Here is a 22,946-nt window from a genome sequence, read left to right as displayed (position 1 = left end):
TTGCGTGTTGTCACCGTTTAAACAGAAATAACCACGACAGGAATGCCAATCGATGCCGCAGGTGGATCCAGAACTTTTTGACCGTGGCCAGTTCCAGGCCGAGCTGGCATTAAAGGCAAGCCCCATTGCCGCTTTCAAAAAGGCGATCCGCCAGGCACGCGAGGTGCTCGACGAACGCTTCAAAAAAGGGCGCGATATTCGCCGTCTGATCGAAGATCGTGCATGGTTCGTCGACAACATCCTGCAACAGGCGTGGGATCAGTTCAGCTGGAGCGACCAGGCCGACATCGCCTTGGTCGCCGTCGGCGGTTATGGCCGAGGCGAACTCCACCCCTACTCCGACATTGACCTGTTGATCCTACTGGACAATGCCGACCACGAAATTTTCCGCGATTCCATTGAGCGCTTCCTGACCCTACTCTGGGACATTGGCCTGGAAGTAGGCCAGAGCGTGCGATCGGTGGACGAGTGTGCAGAACAGGCCCGGGCTGACCTGACCATCATCACCAACCTGATGGAAAGCCGCACCGTTGCCGGCCCCGAGCATTTGCGCCAACGCATGCTGGATGTCACCAGCACCGAACACATGTGGCCCAGCAAGGACTTTTTCCTGGCCAAGCGTGCCGAGCAAAAAGCCCGCCATCACAAGTACAACGACACCGAATACAACCTGGAACCCAACGTCAAAGGCTCCCCTGGCGGCCTGCGCGATATCCAGACCCTTTTGTGGGTAGCCCGTCGCCAGTACGGGACCCTGAATCTTCGCGCCCTGGCCGGCGAAGGCTTTCTGGTCGAAAGCGAGCATGCCCTGCTCGCCTCTTCCCAGGAATTTTTGTGGAAGGTGCGCTACGCCTTGCACATGCTCGCAGGCCGCTCCGAAGACCGTCTGCTGTTCGATCATCAGCGCAGTATCGGCGAACTGCTCGGCTTTGCAGGCGATGACGCCAAGCAGACCATCGAAAACTTCATGCAGCAGTACTATCGGGTGGTCATGAGCATTGCCCAGCTCAGCGACCTGATCATCCAGCACTTCGAAGAAATCATCCTTGCCCCCGAAGACGAAGCGCCGCCAACGCCCTTGAACTCACGGTTTCAGCTGCACGATGGCTATATCGAGGCCACCAGCGATTACGTGTTCAAACGCACACCCTTCGCCATGCTCGAAATTTTCCTGCTGATGGCCCAGCACCCCGAAATCAAAGGCGTACGTGCCGATACAATCCGCTTGCTGCGCGAACACCGTTACCTGATCGACGACGATTTCCGTAAAGACATTCGCAATACCAGCCTGTTTATCGAGCTGTTCAAGTGCAAGATCGGTATCCACCGCAACCTGCGCCGCATGAACCGCTACGGCATTCTCGGACGTTACCTGCCCGAATTCGGCTTTATCGTCGGGCAGATGCAACACGACCTGTTCCACATCTATACGGTCGACGCCCATACCCTGAACCTGATCAAGCACCTGCGTAAGCTGCAATACACCCAGGTCTCAGAGAAATTCCCGCTGGCCAGCAAGCTAATGGCCAAGCTGCCAAAACCCGAGCTGATCTACCTCGCCGGGCTTTACCACGACATTGGCAAGGGCCGACACGGTGACCACTCCGAAATTGGTGCCGTGGATGCCGAAGCGTTTTGCATTCGCCATCAGTTGCCGCAGTGGGACACCCGCCTGATTGTCTGGCTGGTACAAAACCATCTGGTGATGTCTACCACCGCCCAGCGCAAAGACCTGTCCGATCCGCAGGTTATCCATGACTTTGCCCAGATCGTGGTCGACGAAACTCACCTCGACTACCTTTATGTTCTGACCGTCGCGGACATCAACGCCACCAACCCGACGCTGTGGAACTCCTGGCGCGCCAGCCTGTTGCGCCAGCTCTATACAGAGACCAAGCGCGCCTTGCGTAGAGGCCTCGAAAACCCGGTAGACCGCGAAGAACAGATTCGCCAGACCCAAAGCGCTGCCCTGGACACCCTGGTGCGCAATGGCAACGACCAGGATGATGTGGAGCAGCTATGGTCGCAGTTGGGCGATGACTACTTCTTGCGCCACACCTCGGCCGACGTGGCCCTGCACACAGAAGCCATCTTGCAACAGCCTGCCGATGGTGGCCCGCTGGTGCTGATCAAGGAAACCACCCAGCGCGAGTTCGAAGGTGGCACGCAGATATTCATTTACGCACCTGATCAGCACGATTTCTTCGCCGTGACCGTGGCGGCCATGGACCAGCTAAACCTGAACATCCATGACGCACGCATCATCACCTCCAGCAGCCAGTTCACCCTCGACACCTATATCGTGCTCGACAACGAGGGCGGCTCAATCGGCAATGACCCGGTGCGCATTGAAAAAATCCGCAAGGGCCTGACTGAGGCCCTGCGCAACCCGGATGACTACCCGACCATCATCCAGCGCCGGGTGCCGCGCCAGCTCAAACACTTCGCCTTCGCGCCCCAAGTGACGATCCACAACGACGCCCAGCGCCCCGTCACTGTGCTGGAACTCAGCGCCCCCGACCGTCCGGGCCTGCTGGCCCGGATCGGGATGATCTTCCTGGAGTTCGACCTGTCGTTGCAAAACGCCAAGATCGCCACCTTGGGCGAACGCGTCGAAGACGTATTCTTCATTACCGATGCAAACAACCAGCCGTTGTCCGACCCACAGCTGTGCATGCGTTTGCAGGAAGCAATCGTCGAACAACTGACGGTCAACCAGGATTCAACCCCAGAACCGTGGCGCCTTAGCATTTAACCGCCGCCGAGTGAGACCCGCACCCCATGAACAACGCTCTAAACCAGCTACAGCCTTACCCGTTCGAAAAACTGCGCGCCCTGCTTGGCAGCGTGCAGCCCACTGCCGACAAGCGCCCGATTGCGCTGTCGATTGGCGAACCGAAACACCGCTCGCCGGACTTCGTGGCCAAGGCACTGGCTGACAACCTCGACCAGATGGCGGTCTACCCGACCACCCTGGGCATCCCGGCGCTGCGTGAAGCCATCGCTGGCTGGGCCGAGCGTCGCTTCAACGTGCCAAAAGGCTGGCTCGACCCGGCGCGCAACATCCTGCCGGTCAACGGCACCCGTGAGGCCCTGTTCGCCTTCACCCAAACCGTGGTCAACCGTGGCGACGACGCACTGGTCGTCAGCCCGAACCCGTTCTATCAGATCTACGAAGGTGCAGCCTTCCTGGCGGGCGCCCAGCCGCACTACCTGCCATGCCTGGCCGAACATGGCTTCAACCCTGATTTCGACGCGGTATCGGCCGAGACCTGGAAGCGCTGCCAGATCCTGTTCCTGTGCTCACCGGGCAACCCGACCGGCGCACTGATCCCCCTCGACATCCTGAAAAAACTCATCGCCCTGGCCGACGAACACGATTTCGTGATCGCCGCAGACGAATGCTACAGCGAGCTGTACTTCGACGAGCAAACACCTCCGGTGGGCCTGCTCAGCGCTTGCGTGGCACTGGGCCGTGAAGATTTCAAACGTTGCGTGGTGTTCCACAGCCTGTCCAAGCGCTCGAACCTGCCGGGCTTGCGCTCGGGTTTTGTGGCCGGTGATGCAGAGATCCTCAAGGCATTTTTGCTGTATCGCACCTATCACGGTTGCGCCATGCCGGTTCAGACCCAACTGGCCAGCATTGCCGCCTGGAACGACGAAGCACACGTACGCACCAATCGCGACCTGTATCGCGAGAAGTTCGATGCAGTGCTGGCGATTCTGAGCCCGGTCTTGGACGTACAGCGACCGGACGGCGGGTTTTACCTGTGGCCCCGAGTTGAAGGTGACGACGCCGAGTTCTGCCGCGACCTGTTCGCCGAAGAGCACGTGACCGTAGTACCGGGCTCTTACCTGTCCCGTGAAGTGGATGGTTTCAACCCAGGAGCAGGACGGGTGCGCATGGCACTGGTCGCGCCACTGGCTGAATGCGTAGAAGCCGCCGAGCGCATTCGCGACTTTATCCAGCGCCGCCGCTAACCCCCTCGACGCTGACCCGCTCCCACACAATGGCACTGCAAGGCGCTATAAAAACGGTGGGAGCTGGCTTGCCTGCGATGCCATCAACTCGGTCTGACTGACAAACCGCGGCGATACAATCGCGAGCAAGCCCGCTCCCACACAAGGCTGGTGTATCACTTCACCGTCCCAAGATTCGCTTCGCTCAAATCCAGATCCTTCAAGATCTCGCTCAACGCGTCATCCCCGATTTCGTGATGACGCCTCAAGCTGTACAGCTCCAGCCGCTGCGCCCTGAGCGCCTTGAGGCGTAACCGGCTTTCCAACTGGTCCATCTGAGAAGCCAGTTCCTGGGCTTGCGCGGTATCGTTGTAAACCTCCAACTGATGACGGTATTCGGACATGATCCGCGCCTTCAACTCAGCCGCCAATGCCGCCTCAGCGGCATCCTGCTGCCCCGCCGCATCGACCACCTCCTCGGCTTCCAGCGCGTGAATCGCCGCCTCGGCGGTACGCCGCCATGCTTCTCGCACCTCTTTGCGCATCGCATCGTCCGAGCTTTTTTCAATCCCGCGCAACAGCAAGGGCAAGGCAATACACGCCGCCACCAGCGACAGCAGAATCACCCCCGCAGCAATAAAGATCAGCAGGTCACGCTCAGGAAAATCCAGTCCCTCGTTCAGTAACAGCGGTATCGACATCACACCCGCCAGAGTGACTGCACCGCGCACCCCACCTACGGTCAACAGCCAGCACGAGCGCGCCGTCGGCACCATCGTCAGCTCGCCCTTGCCGCGCCAGCGGCGCAACAGGCCGGACAAACGCCAGATGCTCTGTACCCAGATAAAACGCAGCGCCAGCAACACCAGAAAGATCGCCACGACTTCCAGACAGCGGTACATCAAGCTGGGCCACAGCGTGATTTCATCGCTGACCACCGCCTTGATGATGTCCGGCAGTTGCAAGCCCAACAACAAGAAGATCAGCCCGTTAAACGCAAACTCCAGCAGCGACCACACACTGCGATTGAGCAACCGGGTGCTGGTCTGGCGAGGCAAAAGGTCGAGCCAGCTTTGCATCATCCCCGCAGCAACCGCTGACAAAATGCCCGACGCCCCCAAACGCTCGGCCAGTACATAGGCGGCAAAGGGCAGCAACAGCATAAACACCACATGGGTTGCCGGATCATCCCAGCCACGGGTGATCATCCACGAGCGCAGGCGCCCCACCAGCCAGCTCAAGGCCACACCAATTGCCAGACCGCCGCACGCCACCAGAACAAATGCCACGCTGGCATTGGCCAGGGAAAACACCCCGGTAATGGCGGCCACCAACGCAAACTTGAATGTCACCAGGCCCGTGGCGTCGTTCATCAGCGCCTCGCCTTGAAGCATGTGCATCAAGGGTGCCGGCAAACGGTTTTGCGCAATGGCCGACACCGCCACGGCATCGGTCGGCGACAACACTGCCGCCAGCGCAAACGCCACCGGCAAAGGTATGGTCGGCAATAGCCAGTGAATGAAATAACCGGCGCCCACGACCGTAAACAGCACCAGCCCGACGGCCAGCGTCAAAATCGGCCCGCGCAAACGCCAAAACTCACGTTTGGGCATGCGCCAGCCATCCGAGAACAGCAGCGGTGGCAGGAACAGAAACAGGAACAGCTCCGGCTCCAGCGCAACGTGCAGGCCCAGGGTCGGCCAGGCCAGCACGGCGCCTGCAGCAATCTGCACCAGTGGCAACGGCAACGGGATTAAACGCCCCAATAGACGCGAGACACTCACCAGCATCAGCAGGATGAGGACGGTGTAGGCGGTTTGCATATCGACAAGGTTCCCAAACAATCAGCTTCTACTAGACACAGCTAGCAACATTTTTGCATTGCAGGTCATAGTAGCCGCTAGCGGCAAATCTGGAGCCTGAACATAAGTAGCAGTGCGACGACATGTCACAAGAGCATGAGATGCTCAAGCCATCCACGCCCTGGCACGCTGCACATGGCATAATCCGCGACTGCTCATTTACACGCATCTCCAAGGGGGGCAATTGCCGTGACCGATTCAAGCAAGACGTTGCACCTTTTCGGCATCAAAGCCTGCGACACCATGAAAAAGGCTCGCACCTGGCTGGATGAACATGCAGTGCGCTACGACTTCCACGATTACAAAAGCAGCGGCATCGACCGTGAACATCTGACCCAGTGGTGCAACGAGCACGGCTGGCAAGTGGTGCTCAATCGCGCAGGTACAACCTTTCGCAAGCTCGACGACGAACGCAAAGCCGATCTCGACCAAGCGAAAGCCATTGAACTGATGCTCGCCCAACCCTCGATGATCAAGCGCCCCGTGCTCGATCTCGGTGACAAAACCCTGATTGGCTTCAAGCCAGATCTTTATGCGGCGGCCCTTCTTTAAGCGACCGCCCATTTATTTTTTGTAAGAGGTAATTGCATGTCTACTACCCTGTTCAGCGCAGCCTTCGGCGTCGGCACCCAAAACCGTCAAGGCGCATGGCTGGAAGTGTTCTACGCACAACCCCTGATCAATCCATCGGCCGAGCTGATCGCTGCCATCGCACCGATCCTTGACTACACCGGCGGCAACCAGGCAATCACCTTTACTACCGCGCAAGCTGCGCAACTGGCCGAAGCCGTTAAACCGGTCGACGCGGCTCAAGCAGCCCTGCTGACCCGTCTGGCTGAAAGCCACAAGCCGCTGGTTGCAACGCTGCTGGCCGAAGACGCCGCACTGACCTCGACACCAGAGGCCTACCTCAAGCTGCACCTGCTGTCCCATCGTCTGGTCAAGCCCCACGGCCTGAACCTGGCCGGTGTGTTCCCGTTGCTGCCGAACGTGGCCTGGACCAGCCAGGGCGCCATCGACCTGAGCGAGCTGGCTGAGCGTCAACTCGAAGCACGCCTGCGTGGCGAGCTGCTGGAAGTGTTCTCGGTCGACAAGTTCCCGAAAATGACCGACTACGTAGTGCCTGCCGGTGTGCGTATCGCTGATGCGGCCCGTCTTCGTCTGGGTGCCTACATCGGCGAAGGCACGACCGTGATGCACGAAGGTTTCGTCAACTTCAACGCTGGCACCGAAGGCCCGGGCATGATCGAAGGCCGCGTTTCGGCGGGCGTATTCGTCGGCAAGGGTTCGGACCTGGGCGGCGGTTGCTCCACCATGGGCACCCTGTCGGGTGGCGGCAACATCGTGATCAAAGTGGGCGAAGGCTGCCTGATCGGCGCCAATGCCGGTATCGGTATCCCGCTGGGCGATCGCAACACGGTTGAATCCGGTCTGTACCTGACGGCAGGCACCAAAGTGGCGCTGCTGGACGAAAACAACCAACTGGTTAAAGTGCTTAAAGCGCGTGACCTTGCAGGTCAACCTGACCTGTTGTTCCGTCGCAACTCGCAAACCGGCGCGGTGGAATGCAAAACCCACAAGTCGGCCATCGAGCTGAACGAAGCACTGCACGCTCACAACTAAGCGTTTATCTGCCACTGACGGGGCCAGTTTCTGGCCTCGTCAACAGAGCCCGAACACCATGCTTTTGCCTTCTCCCTGGCGCGCTGACTTCCCAGCCATCGCCGCCTTGCAACGTCAGGACCAGACCTATCTGGACAACGCTGCAACCACGCAAAAACCCCAAGCCCTGCTCGACGCACTGACGCATTACTACGCCAACGGCGCAGCCAATGTGCACAGGGCCCAACACCTGCCGGGCGCCCACGCGACCCAGGCATTTGAAAACACCCGCCACAAAGTGACTCAATGGCTCAATGCTGGCGAGTGCGGGCAAATCGTTTTCACCCATGGCGCCACCTCGGCCCTGAACCTTCTGGCCTATGGCCTGGAGCACCACTTCAACCCGGGCGATGAAATTGTTATCAGCGCTCTGGAACACCACGCCAACTTGCTGCCGTGGCAACAGCTTGCACAGCGTAAAAAGCTGAACCTGGTGGTATTGCCACTGGATGCCGATGGCGTCATCGACCTCGATGCGGCCACGCGCCTGATCACACCGCGCACCCGCCTGCTGGCCGTGAGCCAACTGTCCAACGTACTCGGTGTATGGCAACCCCTGCCTGCGCTACTGGCGCTGGCCAAGGCACAGAGCGCACTGACGGTGGTGGACGGCGCGCAGGGCGTGGTCCATGGCCGCCCTGACGTGCAAGTACTGGGTTGCGACTTTTATGTATTTTCCAGCCACAAACTCTACGGTCCGGACGGGCTGGGCGTGCTGTTCGGTCGCCACGAAGCGCTGAGCTGTTTGCAGCACTGGCAGTTCGGCGGCGAGATGGTGCAAGACGCCGACTACCAGCACGCCACCTTTCGCCCCGCTCCGCTCGGGTTTGAGGCTGGCACTCCGCCGATTGCCAGCGTGATCGGGCTGGGGGCAACCCTCAACTATCTGGCCAACCTCGACCAGAACGCCATTCAAGCCCACGAAGCGGCGCTGCACGCGCTGCTGGTCGAGGGTTTGAAGCAGCGCCAGGGCATTCGACTGCTGGGGTCGCCACAACTGGCGTTGGTCAGTTTTGTGGTCGAGGGCGTGCATAACGCCGACCTGGCCCACCTGCTGACTGAACAGGGGATTGCCGTTCGCGCCGGACATCACTGCGCCATGCCGCTACTGAAAAGCTTTGGGCTGGCCGGTGCCATCCGCGTCTCGCTGGCGATGTACAACGACTCTGAAGATCTGGAACGGTTCTTCGACGCCCTCGATCAGGCCCTGGAGTTATTGCAATGACCCTGCCCGCCAACGCCCAGGCCGCGCTCGACAGCTTTGAGCACTGCAGCGGCTGGGAACAGCGCGCACGCCTGCTGATGCAATGGGGCCAGCGCCTGCCGGAATTGAACGACGCCGACAAAACCGAAGCTCATCGCGTGCATGGCTGTGAAAGCCAGGTGTGGTTGGTGGGCGCACAGGTCGATGGCCACTGGCAGTTTGCTGCCAGCAGCGATGCGCGGCTGATTCGCGGTTTGGTGGCGTTGCTGCTGGCGCGAGTCAACGGTTTGAGCACCGAGCAACTGCAACAGGTAGACGTGCCTGACTGGTTCAACCAGTTGGGCCTGAGCCGTCAGCTTTCACCGTCGCGCAGCAATGGCTTGAATGCCGTGCTGCAGCGGATGCGGGAAGTGGCAGGCTGAACCGCAGCGATGCCTGTAGATACTCTGTTGCCAGTCGACCCTCTCTGTGGGAGCGAGCCTGCTCGCGAAGGTCGTTCGCGAGCAGGCTCGCTCCCACAGTAGGGCTTGACCGGCAACAGAGTATCTACAAGGATCGCATCGCACTCATGCAGGCTTGACCCGCTCCGAAGGCCGGCGCACGCCCGCCACGATTTTGTCCACCGCCTTGGTGGCCGCCACCATGCCGAAGGTCGCCGTCACCATCATTACCGCGCCAAAACCACCGGCGCAGTCGAGCTTGACGCCGTCACCGACAAAACTCTTCTGCAGGCAAATACTGCCGTCCGGCTTGGGGTAGCGCAGCTGCTCGGTGGAGAACACGCACGGCACGCTGTAATGACGGGTCATGGTGCGCGAAAAACCATAATCGCGGCGCAACGTCGAACGCACTTTCGAGGCCAACGGGTCATTGAACGTACGGTTCAAGTCGCAGACCTGAATCAGTGTCGGGTCGATTTGACCGCCCGCACCGCCGGTCGTGATGATCTGAATCTTGCGGCGCTTGCACCAGGCAATCAGCGCCGCCTTGGCATTGACGCTGTCGATGCAGTCGATCACGCAATCGATAGTGGGCGTGATGTACTCGGCCATGGTTTCACGCGTCACGAAATCCGCCACTTCATGAACGATGCAGTCCGGGTTGATCTGACGCAGACGCTCGGCCATCACTTCGACCTTGTCCCGACCAATGGTCGTACTCAAGGCGTGCAATTGCCGGTTGCTGTTGCTGACGCAAACGTCATCCAGGTCAAACAGCGAAATTTCACCGACGCCGCAGCGCGCAATCGCTTCCGCGGCCCAGGACCCGACACCGCCCACACCGACGATCGCAACATGCGCCGCCTTCAGTCGTTCAAGGCCTTCCAGCCCATATAACCGGGCTACACCGGCAAAACGTGGATCTTCTGTACTCATGACCAACACCCCAAAAACCGGCGCGCATTATAGGGGGCTTGCCTTGCATTGAATATCTTTCCTACGGGCTAAGCGACCAAGCCTGCTTTAATAGTCTGTTGAGCAGGAAGATAAGCGCTACACGCAATAAATAAAGAACTTAAGTCGGCAGCAACTGCCAAATGCCCGACCTCACTCCGTCAGCTATACGGTGGGTCAGAGCACAGTGTAGGATGCGCGCCGTTTGGCACCCGCCGACCGATCTTCGTTCCACTCCCTTTGGAACCCGAAATAGTTATGTCATCGCGTAAATTTGGACTCAACCTGGTGGTGGTACTGGCCATTGCCGCCCTGTTCACAGGTTTCTGGGCGTTGATCAATCGCCCGGTCTCTGCCCCCAACTGGCCCGAACAAATCTCCGGCTTTTCGTATTCGCCGTTCCAGCAAGGCCAGTACCCGCAGAAAGACCAATACCCGACCGACGACGAAATGCGTCGCGACCTGGAGATCATCAGCAAACTGACCGACAACATTCGTACCTACTCTGTAGACGGTACCTTGGGCGATATCCCCAAGCTTGCGGAAGAGTTCGGTTTGCGGGTGACCATCGGGATCTGGATCAGCCCTGATCTGGAGCGCAACGAGCGCGAGATCCAGAAAGCCATCGAGCTGGCCAACAACTCGCGCAGCATCGTACGAGTGGTGGTGGGCAACGAAGCACTCTTCCGTGAAGAAATCACCCCGGAGGACTTGATCGTGCTGCTGGATAGGGTTCGGGCCGCGGTCAAAGTACCCGTGACCACGTCCGAGCAATGGCATATCTGGGAGAAATACCCGCAACTGGCCAAGCACGTTGACCTGATCGCCGCTCACATCCTGCCCTACTGGGAGTTTATCCCTGTGGACAAGGCCGGTGAGTTCGTACTGGACCGTGCCCGCGACCTGAAAAAAATGTTCCCGAAAAAGCCGCTGCTGCTTTCGGAGGTTGGCTGGCCGAGCAATGGCCGCATGCGCGGTGGCGCAGACGCCACCCCGGCCGACCAGGCGATTTATCTGCGTACGCTGGTCAACACCCTGAACCGTCGCGGCTACAACTACTTTGTGATCGAAGCCTTCGACCAGCCGTGGAAGGCCAGCGATGAAGGCTCCGTGGGCGCGTACTGGGGCGTGTACAACGCTGCACGCCAGCAAAAATTCAACTTTGAAGGCCCGGTGGTCGCCATCCCGCAGTGGCGCGTACTGGCCATTGGGTCGGTGGTGATGGGCTTGCTGTCGCTGGCGTTGCTTCTGATTGACGGCTCCGCACTGCGCCAGCGTGGTCGTACCTTCCTGACGTTCACCGCCTTTCTGTGCGGGTCGGTGCTGGTCTGGATCGGTTACGACTACAGCCAGCAATACAGCACATGGTTCAGCCTGACCGTGGGCTTCCTGCTTGGGTTGGGCGCACTCGGGGTGTTTATTGTCTTGCTGACCGAGGCTCATGAACTGGCCGAAGCAGTATGGACGCATAAGCGACGACGCGAGTTCTTGCCGGTCGAAAGCGACGATGCCTATCGCCCGAAAGTCTCGATCCATGTGCCCTGCTACAACGAGCCGCCGGAGATGGTCAAACAGACCCTGGACGCATTGGCGAACCTCGACTACCCCGATTTCGAAGTGTTGATCATCGACAACAACACCAAGGACCCGGCCGTCTGGGAGCCCGTTCGCGACTACTGCGCCACCCTCGGACCACGCTTCAAGTTCTTCCACGTGGCACCGCTGGCCGGCTTCAAGGGCGGCGCGTTGAACTACCTGATTCCGCACACCGCACCCGATGCCGAAGTGATTGCCGTGATCGACTCCGATTACTGTGTGGATCGCAACTGGCTCAAGCACATGGTGCCGCACTTTGCCGACCCGAAAATCGCCATTGTGCAATCGCCCCAGGACTACCGCGACCAGAACGAAAGCACCTTCAAAAAGCTCTGCTACTCGGAGTACAAGGGCTTCTTCCACATCGGCATGGTGACCCGCAACGACCGTGACGCGATCATTCAACACGGCACCATGACCATGACCCGACGTTCCGTGCTCGAAGAGCTCGGCTGGGCGGACTGGTGCATCTGTGAAGACGCCGAGCTGGGCCTGCGCGTATTCGAAAAAGGTTACTCCGCAGCTTATTCCCACAACAGCTACGGTAAAGGCCTGATGCCTGACACCTTTATCGACTTCAAGAAACAGCGATTCCGCTGGGCCTACGGTGCGATTCAGATCATCAAGCGTCACACCTCAAGCCTGTTGCGCGGTAAAGACACAGAGCTGACCCGTGGCCAGCGCTATCACTTCCTCGCGGGCTGGTTGCCGTGGGTGGCCGATGGCATGAACATTTTCTTCACCGTGGGCGCCCTGTTGTGGTCGGCGGCGATGATTATTGTGCCTACGCGGGTCGATCCGCCGCTGCTGATTTTCGCCATCCCGCCATTGGCACTGTTTGTGTTCAAGGTTGGCAAGATCATCTTCCTGTACCGCCGTGCCGTGGGGGTTAACCTCAAGGATGCGTTTGCGGCGGCACTGGCCGGGCTGGCGTTGTCCCACACCATCGCCAAAGCGGTGCTGTACGGATTTTTCACCACCAGCATTCCGTTCTTCCGCACACCTAAAAACGCCGATAACCACGGCTTCTGGGTCGCCATCTCGGAAGCACGCGAGGAAGTGTTCATCATGCTATTGCTCTGGGGCGCGGCGCTGGGGATCTTCCTGGTACAAGGCCTGCCCAGCAACGACATGCGCTTCTGGGTGGTGATGCTATTGGTGCAATCGCTGCCGTATCTGGCGGCGCTGATCATGGCCTTTCTGTCTTCGTTGCCCAAACCGGTCGACGCGGCGCAGGAACAACCTGCTGCATAAATTGACTGCAACCTCCTAAACGGCGGCCTCTGGCCGCCGTTTTGCTTTAAGATAACCGCCCTTTCTCGCCCGCCCCGCACATGCCCTGCTTCGGAGTCCACACCATGACGGCCCACGCCGACCTTTCGCCGACCCTGCAACTTGCCTGCGATCTGATCCGTCGCCCTTCCGTGACCCCGATCGACGCCGACTGCCAGAAGCTGATGATGCAGCGCCTGGGCGATGCCGGCTTCAAGCTTGAGCCGATGCGCATCGAGGACGTCGACAACTTTTGGGCCACCCACGGCAAACACGAAGGCCCGGTGCTGTGCTTCGCAGGCCACACCGACGTGGTCCCGACCGGCCCGGTGCAAGCCTGGCAAAATGACCCGTTTGACGCGCTGATCGATGAACACGGCATGCTCTGCGGTCGTGGCGCTGCTGACATGAAAGGCAGCCTGGCCGCGATGCTGGTGGCAGCCGAGCGCTTCGTCGCCGACTACCCGGACCACAAGGGCTCGGTCGCATTTCTGATCACCAGCGACGAAGAAGGGCCGGCCCATCACGGCACCAAAGCTGTGATCGAGCGCTTTGCCGCCCGTAACGAGCGCCTGGACTGGTGCATCGTGGGCGAGCCGTCGAGCACCTCTCTGGTGGGCGATGTGGTTAAAAACGGCCGTCGCGGCTCGCTGGGCGCCAAGCTCACCGTTCGCGGCGTTCAAGGCCATGTGGCCTACCCGCACCTGGCCAAGAATCCGATTCATCTGGCAGTGCCTGCGCTGACCGAACTGGCCGCCGAGCATTGGGATAACGGCAACGCCTTCTTCCCGCCGACCAGCTTCCAGATTTCCAATCTGAACTCCGGTACGGGTGCAACCAACGTGATCCCCGGTGATCTGGTGGCGGTCTTCAACTTCCGCTTCTCCACCGAATCCACGGTTGAAGGCCTGCAGAAGCGCGTGGCGGACATACTGGACAAGCACGGCCTGGACTGGCACATCGACTGGGCGCTGTCCGGCCTGCCGTTCCTGACCGAGCCGGGCGCTCTACTGGACGCGGTGTCGTCGAGCATCAAGCAAGTCACAGGCCGCGAAACCAAAGCATCTACCAGCGGCGGTACTTCGGACGGACGCTTCATCGCGACCCTGGGTACGCAAGTCGTCGAACTGGGGCCGGTCAACGCGACCATTCACCAGGTTAACGAGCGGGTTCTGGCCAGCGATCTTGATGTACTGACCGAGATCTACTACCAAACCCTGATCAAGTTGCTCGCCTGATGCTCGCCTGCCCAATTTGCAGCGCACCGCTCAACGCGGTGGACAATGGCGTGGCGTGCCCGGCAGGCCATCGCTTTGACCGCGCCCGCCAGGGCTATTTGAACCTGCTGCCGGTGCAGCACAAAAACAGCCGGGACCCGGGTGACAACCAGGCGATGGTCGAGGCTCGCCGCGACTTTCTCAACGCAGGCCATTACGCGCCCGTGGCCAAGCGCCTGGCCGAACTGGCGGGTGAACAAGCGCCACAACGCTGGCTCGACATCGGATGTGGCGAGGGTTACTACACCGCGCAAATCGCCGAGGCCTTGCCCAACGCCGATGGCTATGCGCTGGATATCTCCCGCGAGGCGGTCAAGCGCGCCTGTAAACGCAGCCCGCAACTGACCTGGTTGATCGCCAGTATGGCCCGCGTGCCACTGGCCGATGCCAGCTGCCAGTTTTTGGCCAGCGTCTTCAGCCCGCTGGACTGGCTAGAAGCCAAGCGCCTGCTCAGTCCAGGGGGCGGCCTGATGCGCGTAGGCCCCACTCGTGGGCATTTGATGGAGCTGCGCGAGCGACTGTACGACGAAGTACGCGACTACGCAGACGACAAGCACTTGGCGCTGGTGCCCGAAGGCATGCAGCTGCAACACAGCGAGACTCTGGAGTTCACCCTCAGGTTGAGTGAGCCCCAGGACCGCGCCAACCTGCTGGCCATGACCCCCCATGGCTGGCGCGCCAGTGCCGAGCGTCGTGCCCAGGTCATCGAGCACCCGGAGCCTTTAGTGGTGACGGTATCGATGCGCTACGATTACTTCGTGCTCCAATAACCAACTTTACGGTCAAGGGCACACGCCCTTGACCCGATTAATCCGCGAGTGGATTTTTCAGACCCGCAGTGAGGACATCCATGCGCCAACCCGATATCGAGATTTACCTGAAAGAAGCGGTCACCTACAAAGACGTCGAAGCCTGGCTGGCAGACGTGCTGGGCCCGTGCACAGAATGGAAAAAGAAAGGTGAAACCTGGAAGTGCACCGCTGGCGACGTACCCGTGACCTGGATGCCAAAAGCCGTCGGCAAATGGAACAGCCTGTACCTGGACAGCGACAAAACCCCATGGGAAGACGACATTGCCTGTGCCAAGGCCGCATTTGAGGCGCTGAAGATCGAAGTGCGTTGCGCGCCGGGCAGCTGGGTCGAGGAACAGGGCGAGGCAGATGCCGATCGCTGGATCCGCATCAGTGAAGACGGCCAGGAAGAAATCACCTGGAAAACCGGTTCCTGAGTTGCAAACAACACCCTGTAGCCGCTGCCGCAGGCTGCGTTCGAGCGCGAAGCGTTCGTAAAATCTGAACCCGCGGTGTATCAGATTCACCGCGACCACCGATTTACGACGGCTGCGCCGCCGAACGCAGCCTGCGGCAGCTGCTACAGGTTTGGCGGTTACAAACCCACTACATCTTCAGCCTGCAAGCCCTTGTCACCTGTGACCTGGGTGTACTCGACCTGCTGGCCTTCAGCCAGGCTGCGATGGCCTTCACCGCGAATGGCGCGGTAATGCACAAACACATCAGCCCCGTTTTCACACTGAATAAAGCCGTAGCCCTTGGCGTCGTTGAACCATTTCACACTGCCTGTTACGCGCGTTGTCATGGATACTTTCCCCCTTTTTATTATTGATCGGGCTCGTTAATTGGCCCTTTGAGAACTATCGTTTGAACCTGATGCTTCAATACTGGCTCTTGCGCGGTACCGCGAAAGACCTCCGAGTATAAGTCAGGCAAAAAAACACTCAATCAATATTAGTTCGTCGCTTTTTTGCCGATTTTCGGGAGATACGGCACACTACCCGGCCGAGTAAACGCTCGTTTAATCCACTAACGCAGAAGCCGTATGACCCCCTCCCCATTCCGCCGCCTTGTATTTGGTGCCCTGCGTCGCTTGCTGTACCTGTGGGTGCGCTCGGAGACCATTAATCAGTCTTCCCTGACCCTGAACCTGGATCGCAGCCGACCCGTGTTCTATGTACTGCAATCGCCCTCGCTGACCGAACTGGCCGTGGTCGATGCCGAATGCTCAAAGGCCGGCCTGCCGCGCCCGGTATTGCCGGTTGCAGTGGGAGAGATGATTGAGCCTGCCGCCTTCTTCTACCTGACCCCCGAGCCCGACTGGCTGGGTCGTCAGGACAAGCGTGGTGCTCCGCCAACCTTGACTCGTCTGGTCGACGGCCTTACCCACAACCCGGCCGAGGATGCGCAAATCATTCCGGTCAGCGTGTTTTGGGGACAGTCACCCGACAGCGAATCCAGCCCCTGGAAACTGCTGTTTGCTGACAGCTGGGCTGTCACCGGGCGCTTGCGCCGCCTGCTGCGCATCCTGATTCTGGGCCGCAAAACCCGCGTGCAGTTCTCGGAGCCGATTCACCTGCGCGAACTGGTCGATCTCAACAAGGGTCATGAACGCACCGTGCGCATGGCCCAACGTATTTTGCGCGTGCACTTTCGCAACCTGAAAACCGCCACCATCGGCCCGGATCTGTCGCACCGTCGTAACTTGGTCAAGGGACTGGTCAACGAACCCGCCGTGCGTCAGGCGATCCTTGATGAAGCCGAACGCGAAAACATCTCGCCGGACAAGGCCCGTGCCCAGGCACTGCGCTACGCCAATGAAATTGCCTCGGACTACACCTACACCGCGATCCGTTTTTTTGAAGTGCTCCTGAGCTGGTTCTGGAACAAGATCTACGACGGGGTCAAGGTCAACCATATCGAGAGCGTGCAAAAGGTCGCCCAAGGTCACGAGATCATTTACGTGCCGTGCCACCGTAGCCATATCGACTACTTGCTGCTGTCCTACCTGCTGTTTCGCAACGGCCTGACCCCGCCGCACATCGCCGCCGGGATCAACCTCAACATGCCGGTGCTCGGCCGCCTGCTGCGCCGTGGCGGGGCGTTTTTCATGCGCCGCACGTTCAAGGGCAACCCGCTGTACACCTCGGTGTTCAACGAGTACATGCACACCCTGTTCACCAAGGGCTTCCCGGTGGAGTACTTCGTCGAGGGTGGCCGCTCGCGCACCGGGCGCATGCTGCAACCGAAAACCGGGATGCTGGCCATTACCGTGCGCAGCTTCCTGCGTTCATCGCGAACGCCGATCGTGTTTGTCCCGGTCTACATCGGCTACGAGCGTGTGCTCGAAGGCCGCACCTACCTGGGTGAGTTGCGGGGTGCCAGCAAGAAGAAAGAGTCGATTTTCGACATCTTCAAAGTGATCGGCGCCCTTAAAAAGCAGAAATTCGGTCAGGTGGCGGTCAACTTTGGTGAACCGATCAAACTCGCCGAGTTTCTTGAACACGAGCAACCGGGCTGGCGCCAGCAGGAGCTTGCGCCGCTGTATCGTCCGGACTGGCTGAGCCAGTCCACCAATCGTCTGGGCGAAAAAGTTGCCCAGCACCTGAATGAAGCGGCGGCCATCAACCCAGTGAATCTGGTGGCGCTGGCCCTGCTTTCAACCACCCGGCTGGCACTGGACGAACAGGCCATGGCCCGGGTGCTGGATCTGTATCTGGCCCTGTTGCGCCGTGTCCCCTACTCGCCTTACACCACCTTGCCCGAAGGCGATGGCAAGGCGCTGATCAACCATGTAAAGGACATGAACCTGCTTGCCGAGCAAAGTGATGCGCTAGGCAAAATCCTCTATCTGGATGAGCAGAACGCGGTACTTATGACTTACTACCGCAACAACGTGCTGCATATTTTTGCATTGCCTTCATTGCTGGCCAGCTTCTTCCAAAGCGCCTCGCGCATGAGCCGCGAGCAGATCCTGCGCTACACCCACGCGCTGTATCCGTACCTGCAGTCAGAACTGTTTATCCGCTGGTCAGCAGAAGAGCTGGACGGTGTGGTCGATCAGTGGCTCGAATCCTTTGTCGAGCAAGGCTTGTTGCGCCTTGAGAACGGCGTGTACCTGCGCCCTGCGCCGAGTTCGCGACACTTTGTGTTGCTGACGCTGCTGTCCAGAAGCATTGCGCAAACCCTGCAACGCTTCTACATGGCGATTTCTCTGCTGCTCAACAGCGGGCAAAACACCCTGAGCGCCGAGGAACTGGAAGACCTGTGCACCATGATGGCCCAGCGCTTGTCGATTCTGCATGGCCTCAACGCCCCGGAGTTCTTCGACAAGAGCCTGTTCCGCCACTTTATCCAGACCTTGCTCGAAGAAGACGTACTGCGCCGCGATGCCAACGGCAAGTTGAGCTATCACGAACTGCTTGGCGAACTGGCCGAAGGGGCTGCCAAACGTGTGTTACCGGCCGAAATCCGCCTGTCGATACGCCAGGTTGCCTTGCACCGCAGTGAAGACACCCAAGAGCAGCCACCGCTATCGCTCGAAAAGATATCTTGAAGGAGAAACCCATGAAAAAAGTACTTTTACTCAGCCTCACCGCCCTGCTGGGAGCCTGTAGCGCTATGACCTCGACCCCGCAAGCCTCCCTCGATGGCGAAGTGTTCTACCTGCAACGTATCGCCCTGCCGCCTACAGCTACACTTGAAGTTAGCTTGCAGGATGTCTCGCTGGCCGACGCTCCAGCGGTGACCCTTGCCAAGCAAAGTGGCCAAATCAAGGGCCAGGTGCCGTTGCCGTTTCATCTGACCTACGACCCGGCACAGGTTAAACCTGGCCACACCTACGCGGTGAGTGCGCGCATTGAGCAAGACGGCAAATTGCTGTTTATCACCACTGAGCGCAACAGCGTCGACCTGAATGCAAAAACCCAGCAACCACTACGTTTGCGTGTAGATCAAGTCGCTCATTGATTCCACGCAAACAGGGAGTTCCCCATGCTGCGCCCTTCTCTACGTTTTGCAGGCCTGTGCGCAGGCCTGCTGATTTCGGCTAACACCCTGGCGTTGTCGTTGAGCGATTTATCGCAAAGCGACGCCACAGGGGGTCTTAAAGATGCCCTGACCCAGGGCGCACAAATTGCAGTCAAGCAACTGGGGACTCCTGGTGGTTTCAGCAACAACCCTGAGGTCAAGATCGAGTTGCCGGGCAACCTTGGTAAGGTCGCGAAAACGATGAAGCAGTTCGGCATGGGCGATCAGGTCGAGCAGCTTGAAACCAGCATGAACAAAGCCGCTGAAGCGGCCGTGCCACAGGCGCAGGCGCTGTTGGTCAATGCGGTGAAAAACATGAGCGTGGCAGATGCCAAGGGTATTTTGAGCGGTGGTCAGGACTCTGCCACCCAGTACCTGAACAAAAGCAGCCGAGCGCAGATCCGCGCCAAGTTCCTGCCTATCGTCAAGGCCGCCACGGACAAGGTCGGTCTGGCTCAGCAGTACAACTCTTTCGCCGGGCAAGCCGCCACGCTGGGTGTGGTGGACGCCAAAAGCGCCAACATTGAAAGCTACGTGACCGAAAAAGCCCTGGATGGTTTGTTCGAAATGATTGGTAAACAGGAAGAAACCATCCGCCAGAACCCGGCAGCGGCTGCTACCAGTTTGGCGAAAAAGGTGTTCGGAACGCTGTAACCCTTGTGAAGGCGGGCTTGCCCGCCTCCACAATAATGGGTACCCAGGCCCGGATGATGTGAGCCACACAAACCCTGTGGGAGCCGGGCTTGCCCGCGATGGCATCAGCGCAGTCATCCAGATACACCGCGCCGCCTGCATCGCGAGCAAGCCCGCTCCCACAGGGGCGTCAAGCCTCAGCTGGCTTCTTGACCTTAAACCACGCCGCGTACAGCGCTGGCAAGAACAGCAAGGTCAATGCAGTCGCCACTATCAGCCCACCCATGATGGCAACCGCCATCGGACCGAAGAACACACTGCGTGACAGTGGAATCATCGCCAGCACCGCCGCCAGTGCAGTCAGCACAATCGGGCGAAAACGCCGCACCGTCGCTTCAATAATCGCCCGCCACGGGTCCAGCCCCGCCGCCTTGTCCTGCTCGATCTGATCCACCAGGATCACCGAGTTGCGCATGATCATCCCCGACAACGCAATGGTGCCCAGCATCGCCACAAAGCCGAACGGCTTGCCGAACAGCAGCAGGAACAGCGTCACACCGATCAGCCCCAACGGCGCCGTCAGGAACACCATCACCATGCGCGAGAAACTGCGCAGCTGCACCATCAACAGGGTCAGCACCACCACGATAAACAGCGGTACACCGGCTTTCACCGAGTCCTGGCCACGGGTGGAGTCTTCGACTGTGCCGCCCACGTCCAGCAGATAGCCATCCGGCAGCTCGGCGCGAACACCCTCAAGGGTCGGCAGAATCTGCTCCACCAAGGTCGCCGGTTGCTCCTTGCCATAGATGTCCGCACGTACGGTCACGTTCGGCAGGCGGTTACGGTGCCAAATGATGCCCTCTTCAAAGCCATATTCCAGCGTCGCGATTTGCGACAGGGCAACACTGTGGCCGTTGTCGGTCGGCACTGCCAGGCTAGGCAGCAATGCCAGTTCGGTGCGTTCCTGAGGCGTGCCGCGCAACAGGATTTCGATCAACTCGTTGTCTTCACGGTACTGGCTGACGGTGGAGCCCAGCAATGTGCTTTGCAAAAAGCGCGACAGGTTGGCCGTGCTCACACCCAAGGCCCGTGCCCGGTCCTGATCGATATTGAGATACACCACCTTGCTCGGTTCTTCCCAGTCCAGGTGCACATTCACCACATGTGGATTGTCGCGGACCTTGGCAGCCACCTTGCGCGCCAGCGCCCGGACCTCTTCGATGTGTTCGCCCGTCACCCGGAACTGCACCGGATAGCCCACAGGTGGACCGTTTTCCAGTCGCGTGACGCGAGAGCGTACTGTCGGGAATTGCTCGTTAAGGGTGTCAATCAACCAGGTGCGCAGGTCTTCCCTGTCCTCAATGGTCTTGGCCAGCACCACAAACTGGGCAAAGCTGGCCGCTGGCAACTGCTGATCCAGTGGCAGGTAATAGCGAGGCGAGCCGGTCCCGGCATAAGCCACATAGTTGGCGATACCCGGGTGATCCTTGAGCAGTGCTTCGAGCTGTTTGACCTGATCGGTGGTATTGCTCAACGAAGCGCCTTCGGCCAGTTTCAAGTCGACCATCAATTCCAGCCGGCTGGATGCCGGAAAGAACTGCTGCGGAACAAACTTGAACAGCACGACCGACCCCAGGAACAGCAACGCGGTGAGTGCTATAACGGTTTTGCGTCGGGTGACACACCACTCCACCAACCGTCGAACCCGCTGATAAAACGGTGTGGCGTAAGGGTCGGGAGCACCCGCGCCCGAACCATGCTTGGCGGCATGAATTTTTGCCAGATCCGGCAGTAACAGCGCGCCCAGATACGGCACAAACACCACCGCCGCAATCCACGACGCCAGCAGGGCAATGGTCACTACCTGGAAGATCGAGCGGGTGTACTCACCCGTGCTCGACTGCGCCATGGCAATCGGCAAAAAGCCTGCGGCCGTGATCAGGGTACCGGTGAGCATCGGGAACGCGGTGCTGGTCCAGGCAAAGCTCGCCGCTTTCAGCCGGTCATAGCCCTGCTCCATCTTGATCGCCATCATTTCCACGGCAATGATCGCGTCATCCACCAACAAGCCCAGCGCCAGCACCAATGCGCCCAGTGAGATCTTGTGCAGGCCAATGCCGAAGTAATGCATGGCAGCAAACGTCATCGCCAACACCAGCGGAATAGTCAGCGCCACCACCATGCCAGTGCGCACACCCAGTGAGAAGAAGCTGACCAACAACACGATAACCAGGGCTTCGACCAGCACTTGAACGAACTCGCCGACACTGGTTTTCACTGCCGCGGGCTGGTCGGAGACCTTGCCCAATTGCATCCCGGCCGGGAGGTTTTTCTGGATTCGTTCGAACTCGGTATCAAGCGCCTTGCCCAGTACCAGGATATCGCCACCGTCCTTCATGGCCACGGCCAGACCAATCGCATCGTGGCCCATAAAGCGCATACGCGGCGCCGGTGGATCATTAAAGCCACGACGCACATCAGCCACATCACTGATACGAAAAGTGCGCTCGCCCACGCGGATCGGGAACCGTTCGATCTCCTCTACCGTCTTGAAATTACCGCTGACGCGCAGTTGCACACGCTCTGACGGTGTTTCAAAGAAACCTGCAGTCGAGACCGCGTTTTGTTCCTCAAGGGCTTGTTGCACAGCGGCCAGCGGCAAACCCAGGGTTGCAAGCTTGAGGTTGGACAGCTCGATCCAGATTTTTTCGTCCTGCAGCCCCAACAACTCAACCTTGCCTACATCCTTGACCCGTTGCAGCTGGATCTGGATACGGTCGGCATAGTCCTTGAGTACCGCGTAGTCGTAACCTTCACCGCTCAGGCTGTAGATATTGCCGAACGTGGTACCAAATTCATCGTTGAAAAACGGCCCCTGAACATCAGGTGGCAAGGTGTGACGGATATCACTGATCTTTTTGCGAACCTGATACCACAGCTCCGGAATCTGATTCGAATGCATCGAGTCGCGGGCCATAAAGGTCACTTGCGACTCGCCAGGGCGCGAGAACGAAACAATGCGCTCGTACTCACCGGTCTCCATCAGCTTTTTTTCAATACGTTCGGTGACCTGGCGAGAAACTTCCTCTGCCGTGGCACCCGGCCACAGGGTCCGAATGACCATGGCCTTGAAGGTGAACGGCGGGTCTTCGCTTTGCCCTAATTTGGTGTAGGAGAGCCCGCCGACAATCGCCAGCAACAGCATCAGGAACAGGACGATCTGGCGATTGCGCAATGCCCAGGCAGAAAGGTTAAAGCCCATG

Annotated in this window: 17 protein-coding genes; 13 read left to right on the top strand and 4 right to left on the bottom strand. The window is 59.3% G+C overall.

All coding sequences use genetic code 11. The features are described 5' to 3' along the window. The first annotated feature begins 52 nt into the window (after positions 1-52). Positions 53-2,755, top strand: a complete 2,703-nt coding sequence (locus TU76_RS07575; protein ID WP_048351380.1) for a [protein-PII] uridylyltransferase — start codon at positions 53-55, stop codon at positions 2,753-2,755. Between the two features lie 26 nt (positions 2,756-2,781). Beyond that, positions 2,782-3,981, top strand: coding sequence for a succinyldiaminopimelate transaminase (dapC, locus tag TU76_RS07570; RefSeq protein ID WP_048351379.1), 1,200 nt, complete (start codon positions 2,782-2,784; stop codon positions 3,979-3,981). 155 nt (positions 3,982-4,136) lie between these two features. Here dapC and TU76_RS07565 read toward each other — a convergent pair whose 3' ends face one another. Next, positions 4,137-5,783, bottom strand: a complete 1,647-nt coding sequence (locus tag TU76_RS07565; RefSeq protein ID WP_019822178.1) for a Na+/H+ antiporter — start codon at positions 5,781-5,783, stop codon at positions 4,137-4,139. Between the two features lie 282 nt (positions 5,784-6,065). Between TU76_RS07565 and TU76_RS07560 the strand changes: the two genes are divergently transcribed. The 4 genes from TU76_RS07560 to TU76_RS07545 are packed head-to-tail and all read left to right on the top strand — an operon-like array spanning position 6,066 to position 9,110. After that, on the top strand, positions 6,066-6,374 hold the full coding sequence (locus tag TU76_RS07560) for an arsenate reductase (RefSeq protein WP_228795906.1): 309 nt from the start codon (positions 6,066-6,068) through the stop codon (positions 6,372-6,374). Positions 6,375-6,410: 36 nt separating this feature from the next. Then, positions 6,411-7,445, top strand: coding sequence for a 2,3,4,5-tetrahydropyridine-2,6-dicarboxylate N-succinyltransferase (gene dapD / locus TU76_RS07555; RefSeq protein WP_048351378.1), 1,035 nt, complete (start codon positions 6,411-6,413; stop codon positions 7,443-7,445). Positions 7,446-7,503: 58 nt separating this feature from the next. Then, positions 7,504-8,709: a cysteine desulfurase gene (locus TU76_RS07550; protein ID WP_019822172.1), complete on the top strand. Its 1,206-nt coding sequence runs from the start codon at positions 7,504-7,506 to the stop codon at positions 8,707-8,709. After that, positions 8,706-9,110 carry a SufE family protein gene (locus tag TU76_RS07545; protein ID WP_048351377.1) on the top strand — a complete coding sequence of 135 codons (405 nt, stop codon included), beginning with the start codon at positions 8,706-8,708 and terminating at the stop codon, positions 9,108-9,110. The genes TU76_RS07550 and TU76_RS07545 overlap by 4 nt, the downstream gene beginning before the upstream one ends. Before the next feature lie 144 nt (positions 9,111-9,254). Here the strand turns inward: TU76_RS07545 and tcdA are convergent, their stop codons facing one another. Beyond that, positions 9,255-10,064, bottom strand: a complete 810-nt coding sequence (tcdA, locus tag TU76_RS07540) for a tRNA cyclic N6-threonylcarbamoyladenosine(37) synthase TcdA (protein WP_048351376.1) — start codon at positions 10,062-10,064, stop codon at positions 9,255-9,257. Positions 10,065-10,340: 276 nt separating this feature from the next. On the opposite strand from tcdA, the gene TU76_RS07535 reads away from it, so the two are divergent. From TU76_RS07535 to TU76_RS07520, 4 genes are all read left to right on the top strand, one after another. Next, positions 10,341-12,932 carry a glycosyltransferase gene (locus TU76_RS07535; RefSeq protein WP_046809203.1) on the top strand — a complete coding sequence of 864 codons (2,592 nt, stop codon included), beginning with the start codon at positions 10,341-10,343 and terminating at the stop codon, positions 12,930-12,932. Between the two features lie 104 nt (positions 12,933-13,036). Continuing rightward, positions 13,037-14,188 (top strand): succinyl-diaminopimelate desuccinylase, encoded by a 1,152-nt coding sequence (gene dapE, locus TU76_RS07530; RefSeq protein WP_046809204.1) that lies wholly within the window; start codon positions 13,037-13,039, stop codon positions 14,186-14,188. After that, a complete protein-coding gene (locus TU76_RS07525) occupies positions 14,188-14,997 on the top strand; it encodes a putative RNA methyltransferase (protein ID WP_019822161.1) in 810 nt (269 codons plus the stop codon). The genes dapE and TU76_RS07525 overlap by 1 nt, the downstream gene beginning before the upstream one ends. Before the next feature lie 80 nt (positions 14,998-15,077). After that, on the top strand, positions 15,078-15,455 hold the full coding sequence (locus TU76_RS07520; protein ID WP_019822159.1) for a hypothetical protein: 378 nt from the start codon (positions 15,078-15,080) through the stop codon (positions 15,453-15,455). Positions 15,456-15,613: 158 nt separating this feature from the next. Here TU76_RS07520 and TU76_RS07515 read toward each other — a convergent pair whose 3' ends face one another. Continuing rightward, entirely contained in the window at positions 15,614-15,823 is a 210-nt protein-coding gene (locus TU76_RS07515) for a cold-shock protein (protein ID WP_019822157.1), read from the bottom strand. A gap of 240 nt (positions 15,824-16,063) precedes the next feature. Here TU76_RS07515 and plsB point away from each other — a divergent pair, with 240 nt between their 5' ends. The 3 genes from plsB to TU76_RS07500 are packed head-to-tail and all read left to right on the top strand — an operon-like array spanning position 16,064 to position 19,701. Further along, complete coding sequence (gene plsB / locus TU76_RS07510) at positions 16,064-18,574, top strand: glycerol-3-phosphate 1-O-acyltransferase PlsB (protein ID WP_048351375.1); 2,511 nt, start codon at positions 16,064-16,066, stop codon at positions 18,572-18,574. Positions 18,575-18,585: 11 nt separating this feature from the next. Beyond that, positions 18,586-18,987, top strand: a complete 402-nt coding sequence (locus TU76_RS07505; protein ID WP_019822153.1) for a YbaY family lipoprotein — start codon at positions 18,586-18,588, stop codon at positions 18,985-18,987. A gap of 24 nt (positions 18,988-19,011) precedes the next feature. Next, positions 19,012-19,701, top strand: a complete 690-nt coding sequence (locus tag TU76_RS07500) for a DUF4197 domain-containing protein (protein ID WP_048351374.1) — start codon at positions 19,012-19,014, stop codon at positions 19,699-19,701. A gap of 169 nt (positions 19,702-19,870) precedes the next feature. Here TU76_RS07500 and TU76_RS07495 read toward each other — a convergent pair whose 3' ends face one another. Beyond that, positions 19,871-22,945 (bottom strand): efflux RND transporter permease subunit, encoded by a 3,075-nt coding sequence (locus TU76_RS07495; RefSeq protein WP_048351373.1) that lies wholly within the window; start codon positions 22,943-22,945, stop codon positions 19,871-19,873. Position 22,946 lies beyond the last annotated feature (1 nt).

It is taken from the genome of Pseudomonas psychrophila (assembly GCF_001043005.1).
Taxonomy (GTDB): domain Bacteria; phylum Pseudomonadota; class Gammaproteobacteria; order Pseudomonadales; family Pseudomonadaceae; genus Aquipseudomonas; species Aquipseudomonas psychrophila.
Note: the sequence above shows the minus strand (reverse complement) of the source record. Positions and strands in the feature narration are given on the sequence as shown.

What these genes read in the sequence shown, in the direction of transcription:
- TU76_RS07575 (WP_048351380.1), top strand. Translation starts at nt 53, where the DNA reads ATGCCGCAGGTGGATCCAGAACTTTTTGACCGTGGCCAGTTCCAGGCC.
- dapC (WP_048351379.1), top strand. Translation starts at nt 2,782, where the DNA reads ATGAACAACGCTCTAAACCAGCTACAGCCTTACCCGTTCGAAAAACTG.
- TU76_RS07565 (WP_019822178.1), bottom strand. Translation starts at nt 5,783, where the DNA reads ATGCAAACCGCCTACACCGTCCTCATCCTGCTGATGCTGGTGAGTGTC.
- TU76_RS07560 (WP_228795906.1), top strand. Translation starts at nt 6,066, where the DNA reads ATGAAAAAGGCTCGCACCTGGCTGGATGAACATGCAGTGCGCTACGAC.
- dapD (WP_048351378.1), top strand. Translation starts at nt 6,411, where the DNA reads ATGTCTACTACCCTGTTCAGCGCAGCCTTCGGCGTCGGCACCCAAAAC.
- TU76_RS07550 (WP_019822172.1), top strand. Translation starts at nt 7,504, where the DNA reads ATGCTTTTGCCTTCTCCCTGGCGCGCTGACTTCCCAGCCATCGCCGCC.
- TU76_RS07545 (WP_048351377.1), top strand. Translation starts at nt 8,706, where the DNA reads ATGACCCTGCCCGCCAACGCCCAGGCCGCGCTCGACAGCTTTGAGCAC.
- tcdA (WP_048351376.1), bottom strand. Translation starts at nt 10,064, where the DNA reads ATGAGTACAGAAGATCCACGTTTTGCCGGTGTAGCCCGGTTATATGGG.
- TU76_RS07535 (WP_046809203.1), top strand. Translation starts at nt 10,341, where the DNA reads ATGTCATCGCGTAAATTTGGACTCAACCTGGTGGTGGTACTGGCCATT.
- dapE (WP_046809204.1), top strand. Translation starts at nt 13,037, where the DNA reads ATGACGGCCCACGCCGACCTTTCGCCGACCCTGCAACTTGCCTGCGAT.
- TU76_RS07525 (WP_019822161.1), top strand. Translation starts at nt 14,188, where the DNA reads ATGCTCGCCTGCCCAATTTGCAGCGCACCGCTCAACGCGGTGGACAAT.
- TU76_RS07520 (WP_019822159.1), top strand. Translation starts at nt 15,078, where the DNA reads ATGCGCCAACCCGATATCGAGATTTACCTGAAAGAAGCGGTCACCTAC.
- TU76_RS07515 (WP_019822157.1), bottom strand. Translation starts at nt 15,823, where the DNA reads ATGACAACGCGCGTAACAGGCAGTGTGAAATGGTTCAACGACGCCAAG.
- plsB (WP_048351375.1), top strand. Translation starts at nt 16,064, where the DNA reads ATGACCCCCTCCCCATTCCGCCGCCTTGTATTTGGTGCCCTGCGTCGC.
- TU76_RS07505 (WP_019822153.1), top strand. Translation starts at nt 18,586, where the DNA reads ATGAAAAAAGTACTTTTACTCAGCCTCACCGCCCTGCTGGGAGCCTGT.
- TU76_RS07500 (WP_048351374.1), top strand. Translation starts at nt 19,012, where the DNA reads ATGCTGCGCCCTTCTCTACGTTTTGCAGGCCTGTGCGCAGGCCTGCTG.
- TU76_RS07495 (WP_048351373.1), bottom strand. Translation starts at nt 22,945, where the DNA reads ATGGGCTTTAACCTTTCTGCCTGGGCATTGCGCAATCGCCAGATCGTC.